The 10,920-nt window shown below is 56.7% G+C and carries 9 protein-coding genes and 1 tRNA gene; 2 read left to right on the top strand and 8 right to left on the bottom strand.

Annotated features, from left to right (window positions below):
• Positions 1-294: 294 nt before the first annotated feature.
• From VQ830_RS28230 to tesB, 4 genes are all read right to left on the bottom strand, one after another.
• On the bottom strand, positions 295-2,955 hold the full coding sequence (locus tag VQ830_RS28230; RefSeq protein ID WP_337271466.1) for an FtsK/SpoIIIE family DNA translocase: 2,661 nt from the start codon (positions 2,953-2,955) through the stop codon (positions 295-297).
• A 334-nt stretch (positions 2,956-3,289) separates the two neighbouring features.
• Positions 3,290-4,714, bottom strand: coding sequence for an ammonium transporter (locus tag VQ830_RS28225; RefSeq protein WP_337271465.1), 1,425 nt, complete (start codon positions 4,712-4,714; stop codon positions 3,290-3,292).
• A gap of 23 nt (positions 4,715-4,737) precedes the next feature.
• Entirely contained in the window at positions 4,738-5,076 is a 339-nt protein-coding gene (locus VQ830_RS28220; protein ID WP_337271464.1) for a P-II family nitrogen regulator, read from the bottom strand.
• A 219-nt stretch (positions 5,077-5,295) separates the two neighbouring features.
• Positions 5,296-6,192 (bottom strand): acyl-CoA thioesterase II, encoded by an 897-nt coding sequence (gene tesB, locus VQ830_RS28215; RefSeq protein ID WP_337271463.1) that lies wholly within the window; start codon positions 6,190-6,192, stop codon positions 5,296-5,298.
• 85 nt (positions 6,193-6,277) lie between these two features.
• On the opposite strand from tesB, the gene VQ830_RS28210 reads away from it, so the two are divergent.
• A complete protein-coding gene (locus tag VQ830_RS28210) occupies positions 6,278-7,492 on the top strand; it encodes a ubiquinone biosynthesis hydroxylase (RefSeq protein WP_337271462.1) in 1,215 nt (404 codons plus the stop codon).
• Positions 7,493-7,512: 20 nt separating this feature from the next.
• On the opposite strand, the gene VQ830_RS28205 is transcribed toward VQ830_RS28210, so the two are convergent.
• The 4 genes from VQ830_RS28205 to VQ830_RS28190 all read right to left on the bottom strand — a co-directional run bounded on the left by VQ830_RS28205 (position 7,513) and on the right by VQ830_RS28190 (position 10,298).
• On the bottom strand, positions 7,513-7,701 hold the full coding sequence (locus VQ830_RS28205) for a Trm112 family protein (RefSeq protein ID WP_337271461.1): 189 nt from the start codon (positions 7,699-7,701) through the stop codon (positions 7,513-7,515).
• Between the two features lie 8 nt (positions 7,702-7,709).
• The gene (locus VQ830_RS28200) at positions 7,710-8,381 is read right to left on the bottom strand and encodes an LON peptidase substrate-binding domain-containing protein (RefSeq protein ID WP_337271460.1); all 672 of its coding nucleotides are present in this window, start codon (positions 8,379-8,381) and stop codon (positions 7,710-7,712) included.
• Positions 8,382-8,748: 367 nt separating this feature from the next.
• Positions 8,749-9,711, bottom strand: a complete 963-nt coding sequence (trxA, locus tag VQ830_RS28195) for a thioredoxin (RefSeq protein ID WP_337271459.1) — start codon at positions 9,709-9,711, stop codon at positions 8,749-8,751.
• Positions 9,712-9,788: 77 nt separating this feature from the next.
• Positions 9,789-10,298, bottom strand: coding sequence for a prolyl-tRNA synthetase associated domain-containing protein (locus VQ830_RS28190; RefSeq protein WP_337271467.1), 510 nt, complete (start codon positions 10,296-10,298; stop codon positions 9,789-9,791).
• 420 nt (positions 10,299-10,718) lie between these two features.
• On the opposite strand from VQ830_RS28190, the gene VQ830_RS28185 reads away from it, so the two are divergent.
• Positions 10,719-10,793: transfer RNA gene (locus tag VQ830_RS28185), tRNA-Gly, on the top strand.
• The last annotated feature ends 127 nt before the right edge of the window (positions 10,794-10,920 follow it).

Here is a 10,920-nt window from a genome sequence, read left to right as displayed (position 1 = left end):
GAGATCTGCAAAACCCCAACAGGATAAGCCGAAAGGCTGGAAGTGTGACTGTCCCTCTATCTTCACCTGCATCTCAGTGATCCGTTCTATCGGCGGAGGTGCCTCTTTCATGCCACCTCCTTTAGGCAGTCTTTTGTCTCGCAAAGGCGGCGTCTTAATGACGCGCATCAGGCAATTGATGCCAGTCCTGCTCACCTTTCGACGTTTTGTAAAAGATAGTGCACGCCGCGGCGATTTTACAGTTTGGTTCCATGGGATTTATAGCGGTGTGCCGCGTCCCCCTCACCATAAGTCTTAGCGATCAAGAATATCGTTTTCGGTTGGCACCAGGATCTCACGCTTGCCGGCATGGTTGGCAGGGCCGATGATGCCCTCCTGCTCCATGCGCTCGATTAGGGAAGCAGCGCGGTTGTAGCCAATGCCGAGCCGGCGTTGAACATAGGAAGTCGAAGCCTTGCCGTCCCGCAGCACGATCGCGACCGCCTGATCATAGGGGTCATCCGATTCCCCAAAACTGCCGCCAACGCTCCCGCCGCCGTGCTCGCTTCCCTCATCGTCATCGGCAGTGATGGCATCAAGATATTCCGGCGAACCTTGGCTTTTGAGATGGGACACGATTTCCTCGACCTCTACATCCGAGACAAAGGGACCGTGAACGCGCTGAATGCGTCCGCCGCCTGCCATGTAGAGCATGTCGCCTTGACCAAGCAGTTGTTCGGCGCCCTGTTCTCCTAAGATCGTACGGCTGTCGATCTTGGAGGTCACCTGGAAGGAAATGCGCGTTGGGAAGTTCGCCTTGATCGTACCGGTGATGACATCGACGGACGGACGCTGGGTTGCCATGATCACGTGGATGCCAGCGGCACGGGCCATTTGCGCGAGACGCTGAACCGCGCCTTCGATATCCTTGCCGGCCACCATCATCAGATCTGCCATTTCGTCGATGATGACGACGATGTAAGGCATCGGCTGAAGATCGAATTCCTCCGTCTCGTACATCGCCTCGCCGGTATGACGATCAAATCCGGTCTGGACAGTTCGAGAAATATTTTCGCCCTTGGCAAGGGCTTGCTCGACGCGGCTGTTGAAGCCATCGATGTTGCGAACGCCGATCTTCGACATCTTCTTGTAGCGCTCTTCCATCTCGCGGACAGTCCACTTCAGCGCGACGACGGCTTTCTTGGGATCTGTGACCACCGGCGAAAGCAGATGCGGAATGCCATCATAGACAGATAGTTCGAGCATCTTGGGGTCGATCATGATCAATCGGCACTGCTGCGGCGTCATACGATAGACGAGCGACAGGATCATGGTGTTAATCGCAACGGACTTGCCCGATCCGGTCGTACCCGCAACGAGAAGATGCGGCATCTTTGCAAGGTCGGCCACGACGGCCTCCCCGCCGATCGTCTTGCCGAGTGCGATGGCAAGCCGGGCCTTTGAGCCCTCAAAGTCACGAGATGCCACGAGCTCGCGCAGATAAACCGTTTCCCGCGTTGCATTGGGCAGTTCAATACCGATCACGTTGCGACCTGGGACAACAGCCACGCGAGCGGAGATCGCACTCATCGAGCGGGCGATATCATCGGCAAGGCCAATGACTCGGGACGACTTGATGCCAGGCGCTGGCTCCAATTCGTAAAGCGTAACCACGGGGCCCGGACGCACGTGAATGATTTCGCCGCGCACGCCGAAATCTTCCAAAACACCCTCCAGCATGCGGGCATTCTGCTCAAGCGCATCGGCGGAAAGCGTGGAATCGCGCACGACGCTCTTTGGTTCGGCAAGCAGATGGATCGAAGGAAGCTGGAAACCTTGCGGGCGTATGAAGGAACCTTGCTGCTCCCGCTCGACACGCATCCCAGGCCGCGGCCGGGAAATCTGCGGCGTGATACGCGCCGCCGGACCACGGGAGACGGTCGGCTTTGCGGGCGCATCCATCATCCAATCATCGTCGTCGTCAGGCAGAATATCAGCCGGACGGCGTGGCATGTCGCTCTCAACAAGCGCATCTTCGTCATCATCAAGCGAGATGGAGGGAGCCGATACCACCCGCCGCGCAGACGGCTGCACATCGAGCGACGGCTCCCTGCGTGCGCCTGATACGTTCGCTGATTTGGCAGCGGCCGGTTCATTCAGCGCCGAGAATTCTTCATCGTTGAAGTCGTAGGGGCCGTCAAGGTCGTCGCTGCGGCGAGCACGCGGGCGAAGGCCGAAAAGGCGGCGCATCCGCGCCTGGCTAATGTACCAGGCGTGGGTAAGAGCGCCGAAGGCAAGCCAGCCGCCTTCGTCTTCGCCATCGTCATCTTCACTGACCGAGCGGGCCTTCGAGCGGTGATCGGCATAAGGCACATCTTCAAAATCGTCATCATCCGTATCGGCCTTACCGACGATCCCGGCCGCCAAGAGCATCATCCAGGCAGCCGGACAGGCGGCAAGAGCACCGACGATCATCGCAAAGGTACCGGTCGGATAAGCGCCGACAAAAAGGGCCGGGAAGCGCAAAATCATATCCCCGATGACACCGCCAATGCCGGTGGGAATTGGCCAGGTCAACGGAGGCGGAAAGCATCCGATCGCGGCGGAAGACAGAACGATTCCGGCAACCCAGGACGAAAGCCTGACCGGTATACGGGTGATCCGGCGCCCGGAGATCAGTGAAAGCGACCATGCAACCACGGGCAGCATTGCAAGCACGCTCGCAAGACCGAAGAACTGCATCGCGATATCGGCAAAGGCCGCGCCCGGATATCCAAGCAAATTGGTGGGCTCATTGCTCGTCGCATAAGAGTAGCTGGGATCTGCGACATTCCATGTGGCAAGAGCAGCGACTGCCAATGCGAGCAGGATGAACAGCGCAAAGCCGAATAAGGCTTTGGTCTGCCGGATCACGAATTCGCTGAAGGATACTCGGTCGGAGCGACCGTCCATTGCTGCCGAGGTGACTCTTGCCATCTGTTACCCGCTCAATTCCTGGTCGTGCGAATCATCATGCATGCCGCGCTCGATTGGCCTTATTCGAGCAAACGGACCTGCATTTCATTCAAAGACTTACAGCGACGTCAGTGCATTCAAGAAGACACCCGGCGCTGTAGGCCTTACACAACCGCCCACTGCGTCGACCCTACCTAATCATCTCTGGGTTAAAGCGCCGTTAACCTTGCCAATGCGTAAACGGCCAAGGTCATAAAAAAGGCTCAGCACCGAATGCTGAGCCAAATTTTGCTCCGAGGAGCTAAGAATGGGTTGTTTAAAAGGGTTCATCCGCAAGCCGGATGAACCCCAAGGATTAGGAGTGGTAAGCAGCTTCGCCGTGAGACGAAAGGTCAAGACCTTCACGCTCGGCTTCGACGGTGACACGCAGACCGACAATGACGTCGACGATCTTGAACAGGATCGCAGAGCCGATGCCTGACCACAGGAGCGTCGTGATGACACCCTTCGCCTGCGCCAGCAACTGGGTTGCAACGCCAGGATAGGTTGCGGCGAAATCAGCCGTCGAGTAGTCGACGATACCAGCACCACCAAGACCTGGATTGACCAGGATGCCGGTCATTAAGGCACCGAAAATACCACCGATGCAGTGAACACCGAAGACATCGAGGCTGTCGTCATAGCCAAACTTGTTCTTCACCGCGCCGACGAAGAAGTAGCAGAGTGGCGAAACGAGAAGGCCGAGCACGATCGAGCCTACCGGTCCGGCAAAGCCAGCGGCCGGCGTAACGGCAACGAGGCCAGCAACGACGCCCGATGCAGCACCGAGCATGGAAGCCTTGCCACGAGTCAGGGCTTCAACCAAGCACCAGGACACACCGGCAGCAGCCGTTGCGACAAAGGTGTTGATGAAGGCGAGCGATGCGCCTGCATTGGCTTCAAGATTGGAGCCCGCATTGAAGCCGAACCAGCCAACCCACAGCATGGAAGCGCCAACCATGGTCAGCGTCATGGAGTGAGGTGCCATGATTTCCTTCTGATAGCCGATACGCTTGCCCAACATGATAGCGCCGACGAGACCAGCAATACCGGCATTGATGTGAACGACCGTACCACCGGCAAAATCGATAGCGCCGAAGGAGAAGATCAGACCTGCCGGATCGGTGTAAGCGCTCGGCCCGCCCCAGAACCAAACCATGTGAGCGATCGGGAAGTAGACGAAGGTGACCCAAAGGATCGAGAACAGGATCATCGCCGAGAACTTGATACGTTCTGCAACAGCGCCGACGATGAGGGCCGGCGTAATGCAGGCGAAGGTCATCTGGAAGACGATGAAGGTCAGTTCCGGAATGGCAACGCCCTTCGAGAAAGTCTCAGACAACGAAGCTGGCGTGACCCCCGCCAGGAAAAGCTTCGAGAAGCCGCCGACGAAGCTGTTCAGGCTGCCACCAGCGGTGAAAGCCAGCGAGTAACCGTAAACGATCCAGATCAGAGCGACGACGCAGGCAATAACGAGCACCTGCATGAGCACCGACAGCATGTTCTTGGCACGCACCAGACCGCCGTAGAACAAGGCGAGGCCGGGGACGGTCATGAACAGAACAAGCGCGGCGGAAACCAGCATCCAGGCATTGTCGCCCTTGTTCATGGACATGGCAGGAGCCGCAGCAGCGGCAGCCGGCGCTGCTGCATCCTGGGCGAAAGCGATGGCCGGCGCCAGGAGCGCAGCGGAAGCAACGCCCAGCCGCGCAAAAAGGGACTGGAACTTCAAAACTTGCATAGAAAAAAACTCCCCTCGCTTTTTTACAGCGCTTCTGAATCTGTTTCGCCGGTACGGATGCGCACCGCATGATCGATGGAATAAACGAAGATCTTGCCGTCGCCGATCTGTCCGGTTTTTGCCGATGCCGCGATGGCTTCGACCGCCTTGTCGACAATTTCTGAAGGGACGGCGAGTTCGATCTTCAGCTTTGGCAGAAAGCTGACGGCATATTCGGTGCCGCGATAAATTTCAGTATGCCCCTTTTGGCGACCGTAGCCCTTTACTTCGGTGACGGTCAGGCCCTGAATGCCGATCGCCGTAAGGGCTTCGCGCACCTCATCCAGCTTGAACGGCTTAATAATGGCCATCACAATTTTCATCTGGTTTCCCATCCTTGTTCTTCGGCGCGGCGCCGACTCTCCTTGCCGCTGACGATCGTCTGCAGCGACCGCCACCTTACATTCAAGGCGCGTGCCAACTCGGATGCGAAGGTAAATTACTGAAAAATAAAGATTTTATAGGGAACCAGCCAACAAACAGGCAAATGACGAGCAAATGCGCGCTCAAATTATATGCAAATTGAAAATTATGCACATAAATTACGCATTTGCCTTTTTCCGAATCAATCCTTCCTGCGCCACCGAGGCAATGAGAACACCGGATCTCGTAAAAATATTTCCGCGGGTCAGTCCCCGAGCGCCGGAAGCGGATGGACTGTCCTGCGCATAAAGCAACCAATCGTCGAGCTGGAAGGGCCGATGAAACCACATGGCATGATCGAGGCTTGCAACCTGAAGGCCCTCATCGAAGATGGAGGTGCCATGGGCATAAAGGGATGCATCGAGAAGCGTCATATCGGAAAGGTAGGCGAGCACGGCCGTCTGGATATTGCGATCCTCTGGCACCTCGCCATTGGCGCGGACCCACACATTCTGAATAGGCTCGAGCTTTTCCTTTGAAAAATAATGGGTCAGCGAAACCGGCCGAAGTTCGATCGGCTGCTCGCACATCCAATAGTTCTTGATGGCAGGAGCGGCCTCGCCAAGGAACTGCTGACTGATCTCCTTGATGCTCGGAAGCTGCTCCGGAATAGGGACTTCAGGCAATGCGGACTGATGATCAAACCCAGGCTCATCGACTTGGAACGACGCCGATAAAGCGAAGATCGGCTTCCCATGCTGGATAGCGATGACGCGGCGGGTCGTGAAGCTTCCGCCATCGCGGATGCGCTCGACTTGATAGATGATCGGCACGGACGGGTCGCCGGGGCGCATAAAATAAGAATGCAGCGAATGAACAAACCGGTTGGCTTCAACCGTTCTTTGCGCCGCCGTCAAAGCCTGCGCCACAACCTGACCGCCAAAAACCCGCTGCCAGCCGATCTGAGGACTGCGGCCACGAAAAATATCCACCTCGATCGGCTCAAGATCGAGCGTCTTTAAAAGCCCGGCAAGAGCCTTTGAAGAAAAAGACGACTGAGGTGCTTCTTGCGGCATTATGTCGAGGCCTCCCGGTAGGAACTCTTGTTGCTGTCCTCTATATAGGAGAAGGAATTGAGGACAAAACAGAGGGAGAGGCATAATGGTGGATATGCTGGTTGTGGGCGGAGGCTATGTCGGGCTTTCCGCTGCCGTTGCCGTCAAGCAGGCTGCGCCGCACCTTGATGTCACTGTCCTGGAGGCCGCACCGGAGCATGTCTGGCAGAAGGATACGCGCGCCTCGGCCATTATCGCAGCTGCTACGAAAATGTTGGAAGTTCTGGGCGCTTGGGACGATATTGCGCCGGAAGCTCAGCCGATCAACAAGATGATCGTGACGGATTCGCGCACGTCCGACCCTGTTCGTCCGATATTTCTGACCTTCGACGGCGAGGTTGCCGATGGTAGGCCCTTCGCCCACATGGTCCAGAACGTCACGATGGTGCGGGCGCTGCGCAAGCTTTGCCAATCCTTTGGTATCGAAATTCGTCACGGCCTCGGTGCAACTGGCCTGGTCCAGGGCGATCACGAAGCGACCGTCACGATGTCGGATGGTAGTAAAATAGCCGCTCGGCTCGTCGTGGCATGCGACGGCGTTCGCTCGAAACTGCGCGATCTTGCCGGCATCCGCACGGTTCGCTGGGACTATGGCCAATCCGGAATTGTGACGACGGTCGAGCACGAACGTCCGCATGATGGCTGCGCAGAAGAACATTTTCTTCCGGCCGGTCCCTTTGCTATCCTGCCTTTGTCCGGCAATCGCTCGTCTCTGGTCTGGACGGAGCGAACGGTAGATGCAGAGAGGCTGATTGCTACTGACGATCTGATTTTCGAGGAAGAACTCGAGCGGCGCTTTGGACATAAGCTCGGCGCGCTGAAGCTGGCAGGTGATCGAAAGGCGTTTCCGCTCGGGCTGACGCTCGCGCGGGCCTTCGTCGCCAATCGCGTGGCGCTGGCTGGCGATGCAGCTCACGGCATCCATCCTATTTCAGGTCAAGGCTTGAACCTTGGTTTCAAGGATGTGGCCGCCTTGGCTGAAACCATTGTCGAAGCTGACCGGCTGGGTCTCGATATTGGGTCGCTCGCGACACTTGAGCGATATCAGTCCTGGCGACGCTTCGACACGTTTCGCATGGGTGTGACCACCGACGTGCTCAACCGGTTGTTTTCCAACGATATCACGCCGATCAGAATTGCACGTGATTTGGGCTTGGGCTTGGTCAACCGGATGCCGTCGCTCAAATCGTTCTTCATCGGCCAAGCCGCGGGAACGGTTTCGAACGATAATCCGCGCCTGCTGTCAGGTCAGCCTATATGACTACGCGGCACGGCTGAGATTCAGGTTTCGATCCGTCGCGCTTCCGACACCAGCATAATGGGAATCCCGTCCCGGATGGGATAGGCGAGTTTAGCACGCTCGGAAACCAGCTCGTTTCGGTCTCTGTCAAAGGAAAGACGTCCCTTGCTCAAGGGGCAGACCAGAAGCTCGAGGAGCTTCGGATCAACGCGGCTGATCTTTTCGTCCATCGCCTGGCCTATTGCAGGATCGTATTGGAATCGCTGAAGTTGCTTGCCAACACGATTTCGGTGATGGCGATCAACGTTTCCGCGCGCGTCTTAAGGTCAGGTGCCTCCAGAAGTGCCTGCTTTTCGGCTGGCCCGAAAGGCGACATCATCGCCATGGAGTTTACCAGCGTCATATTGCTGGCGCGCTCGACGCTCTCCCAATCGGCCTCAAGTTTGTTGGCGTCGAGATAAGCGCGCAGAGCTGAAATGAGCGCTGGCCTATCCACCGTGTCTTCTTCGCTCGCGCTGTTGAGATCGGCAATGAAGGGCGCAATCTTGAACGATCTGAACGGATGGGACCCCGTCTTTTCCTCCAGCAGCCGGAACCGGCAAATGCCAGTCAAGGATACGATGTAGCGTCCGTCACCCGTCTCAGCGAACGAGGTGATCCTGCCAAGGCATCCGACGGATGCCAACGGCGCAGAATTGGACGTATTCTCCTGCTCGTTCAGGGCTGGTTGAACCATGCCAATCAAACGGTTTCCCGCGATTGCCTCATCGAACATAGCAAGGTAGCGGGGCTCGAATATGTTGAGCGGCAGCTGACCGGCCGGCAGCAAAAGCACGCCGGTTAGCGGGAATACCGGCACCGTATCCGGCAGATCCTCAGGCTTCAGATATCGCGCATTGCCAACTTGCATTGTGTGTCTGATCCAATCCTGACGTCATTATCGTTCGAAACGCCGCGCTTAAACGCATGACGCGTCACACCAGCATATGAAAGTCTTCGAGAACCACGCATACCATTTGGGCAACGCGTCCTCTCGCTTCCAAGCTTTCAATGTGGGGCCGGATTCAAAAAACGCAAGTCCTGGCGGAGCGAGGGTGCAAATTCCGGACCACGGACGAAATGCCTCGACACAACGCCAGAAAGCTCCCAAGGTTTAGAGGCAGGGACGCATCATCTATCTTCACGCCACCCACCGCGGAATGCGGCAACGTCGCGTAAATCGGTTGACCCTATCCATGGCCGCTTTGCTCAACGAAACCGATTGAGCAGAAGCCGCATCAGGAGAAGAGCATTGTCGACAGCTTGCGGCGGGCGGCAACGGTTGCCGGATCCTTGAAACCCCAAACCTCAAAGAATTCCAGAAGCTGGCGCCGTGCTGCGTCGTCTCCGTAGCTGCGATCCTTGCGCATCACGGTCAGGAGATGCTCGGCTGCCTCTTCGCGGCGGCCCTCGACATTGCGGATCTTTGCAAGGCGAATGCGCGATTCGTGATCATCCGGGTCGCGCGCCAAGCTATCCTCCAGCGCAACAGGATCGCCGAGCTTGCGAGCCTCTTCGATTTGATCGAGCTTCTTCGATACGGCCTGAATGGCGGCATCGGCCGATAGCGCCTCTGGAAGATCGGAGAGAAGCTGGCGGGCGCGCTCCGGCTGATTGGCAGCGATCATGCACTCGCTCATACCCGCAATCGCTTTTGCGTTTTCAGGATCAGCTTGAAGAACCGCGCCGAAAAGCTGCGCCGCTTCAGCGGCGTTGCCAGCGCTCAAGAGCTCATCGGCTTCCGTCAGGATGGCTTCGATTTCCGCTGCCTCGTCGTCAGTGCCTGCAGGTCCGCCAAGACGATCGATGAATTGACGAACCTGGCTTTCAGGCACGGCGCCCATGAAACCATCGGCAGGACGGCCATTGACGAAGGCGATGACAGCCGGAATGGATTGAATGCCAAGTTGACCTGCAATCGACGGGTGATCGTCAATGTTCATCTTCACGAGCTTGACGCGGCCGCGGGCCTCATTGACCACCTTTTCGATCACCGGCGTCAGCTGCCGGCAAGGTCCGCACCAAGGCGCCCAGAAATCAACGAGAACGGGCTGCTTCCGTGATTCCTCCAAGACATCCTTGGTGAAATTGGCAGTCGTCGTTTCCTTGATATGGCCATCAGTCGCAGCCGCAGGCGAACCGAAGCTCGCGCTTGCGGACATCTGTCCGCCAAAGGATGCGCCGTAAGGATTGTCGCTCATGGGTTTCTCCCGCCGATCCGGCAAAGCCATCTTGTTTTGCAATCCTGCCTGGATTGCTTTGGGCTAGAAATCGTATGTCAGGCCGTCACTTTCAAGACAAGCGGCTTGTGACCGGTTGCTTCGAGAAATCGCAGAAGATCGGCGCTGGCGATTGAGGTCGTCGCATCGTTGCGAAGAGGATGGCAATTGATGATGTCCTCCTTCATCAAATGCTCATCGAGAATGAATGTGACATTGCCGCCTGTATCGTTGATCGCACCAAGGGCTGTCACCGAGCCAGGAACGACACCCAAAAACTCCAAGAGCTTTTCAGGCTTTCCGAAAGACAGCTTACTCGCCGCACCGATCACAGTATGCACCGTCTTCAGATCGACGACCGCATTTTCCTCGACGGTCAGAAGAAAAAACTGGTCCTTCTTATCCTTCAAGAAGAGGTTTTTGGTATGACCTCCCGGAATCTCGTCACGCAGCGATACCGATTCCGCGACCGTGAAAACCGGCGGATGTTCTTTAGTGACATGCTTGATGCCGAGACTATCGAGGAAAGCGAACAACTGCTCGCTGGTCTTGGCAGGGCTTTCGATCATCATATCCATCCGTGTTGGCCTTCTCTGCAGTTTGCCATAACCGCTGATCGGGCAAAATCAACTCATAAATGCCCAATGCTAATCCGCCTCTTCTGGGCAATTCGAACATGCAACCCAATAATTATTTGTAGTGGCGAAGACGCTGCAAGGAGCGCGGCGCACGCAGGGGGCGATTGACCGCAAACCGACCACACCCCGCTCTGATTAGAATCGCAAGCCCTAGACTGCAATCACCGCGACGACAGCATTTGTCGCAGTCCCGGCTGACTTGGAGAACCGCGGGATACCATGGGTCGAAAAATTTCTTCGGCCGAACGTCATTTCTCTGTTGCATTTGAAAATCACTTGAGCGATATAGCGCCCGTCGCCGCAAGGCAGCCCCGACGATCCAACGACTACCCCGGATCGACGTGGAAATGAGCGGGTGTAGCTCAGGGGTAGAGCACAACCTTGCCAAGGTTGGGGTCGAGGGTTCGAATCCCTTCGCCCGCTCCATTTTTGAATTGTCCAACCCGGATACATAGGTAACAATCTGTTCCTAAGACATAGGTAACAACCTCGTGCCGAACGGGTTGTCGATGGTTTGCAAAGTCCTCTGTTCCAAGTCGATATATCCGAGATC

Origin of the sequence: Oryzifoliimicrobium ureilyticum (assembly GCF_037199735.1) — a bacterium.
Classification (GTDB): Bacteria; Pseudomonadota; Alphaproteobacteria; order Rhizobiales; family Rhizobiaceae; genus Rhizobium; species Rhizobium ureilyticus.
This window is presented reverse-complemented; position numbering and strand designations above follow the sequence as displayed.

Bases quoted from the DNA above. Each gene is read 5' to 3' on its own strand.
- VQ830_RS28210 (WP_337271462.1), top strand. From the start codon at position 6,278: ATGGTGGATATGCTGGTTGTGGGCGGAGGCTATGTCGGGCTTTCCGCT.
- VQ830_RS28200 (WP_337271460.1), bottom strand. From the start codon at position 8,381: ATGCAAGTTGGCAATGCGCGATATCTGAAGCCTGAGGATCTGCCGGAT.
- VQ830_RS28230 (WP_337271466.1), bottom strand. From the start codon at position 2,955: ATGGCAAGAGTCACCTCGGCAGCAATGGACGGTCGCTCCGACCGAGTA.
- VQ830_RS28220 (WP_337271464.1), bottom strand. From the start codon at position 5,076: ATGAAAATTGTGATGGCCATTATTAAGCCGTTCAAGCTGGATGAGGTG.
- tesB (WP_337271463.1), bottom strand. From the start codon at position 6,192: ATGCCGCAAGAAGCACCTCAGTCGTCTTTTTCTTCAAAGGCTCTTGCC.
- VQ830_RS28190 (WP_337271467.1), bottom strand. From the start codon at position 10,298: ATGATCGAAAGCCCTGCCAAGACCAGCGAGCAGTTGTTCGCTTTCCTC.
- trxA (WP_337271459.1), bottom strand. From the start codon at position 9,711: ATGAGCGACAATCCTTACGGCGCATCCTTTGGCGGACAGATGTCCGCA.
- VQ830_RS28205 (WP_337271461.1), bottom strand. From the start codon at position 7,701: ATGGACGAAAAGATCAGCCGCGTTGATCCGAAGCTCCTCGAGCTTCTG.
- VQ830_RS28225 (WP_337271465.1), bottom strand. From the start codon at position 4,714: ATGCAAGTTTTGAAGTTCCAGTCCCTTTTTGCGCGGCTGGGCGTTGCT.